Here is a 561-nt window from a genome sequence, read left to right as displayed (position 1 = left end):
TCACGCTCGCTGTCGCTGGTGTCGGCTCCGGTCACGAAGGCGTGGGCCAGGACGACGGAGCGGGTGTTGGCCGGGCGGACGGCAAGGTCGGTGCGGACCTTGTCCATCGCTGCGCTGAGCACAGCATGGTGGCTGGGCTTTTCGGCCCCGAGGTGAGTATGGACCAGGCCTGGTTCGAGGTAGGGCAGACCGTAGAAGGCGACCGGTCCGTGTTCGTCGTGCAGGATGGCGGGGCGATTACAGTCCTCCACGCTGGTGCGCAGGTGGATTCCGGCTCGCTCGATCAGCCGCGAGTTGACGCCCAGACGGCGCGGCGAGTCGTGGTTTCCGCTGATCATGACCAGGGGAACCTGCAGGTCGGCCAGTTCTCCTAGGACCCGGTTGAACAGGTCAATCGCGTCCAGGGGCGGGATGGCGCGGTCGAAGACGTCGCCCGCAACGGCCACTGCCTCGACGCGCTCCTGGCGCACCGTGTCCAGCAGATGTTCGAGGAAGGTGCGCTGCTCCGCGAGGAGGGATACGCGATGCAGTTGACGGCCGAGATGCCAGTCCGAGGTGTGC

General features: G+C 66.8%; 1 protein-coding gene. It reads right to left on the bottom strand.

Annotated features, from left to right (window positions below):
- Positions 1–561: metallophosphoesterase family protein (locus tag BFF76_RS30305; RefSeq protein WP_244167382.1), on the bottom strand; the 561-nt coding region annotated here is incomplete at both ends.

The organism is Streptomyces mutomycini, from assembly GCF_001700505.1.
Lineage (GTDB): Bacteria > Actinomycetota > Actinomycetes > Streptomycetales > Streptomycetaceae > Streptomyces > Streptomyces mutomycini.
This window is presented reverse-complemented; position numbering and strand designations above follow the sequence as displayed.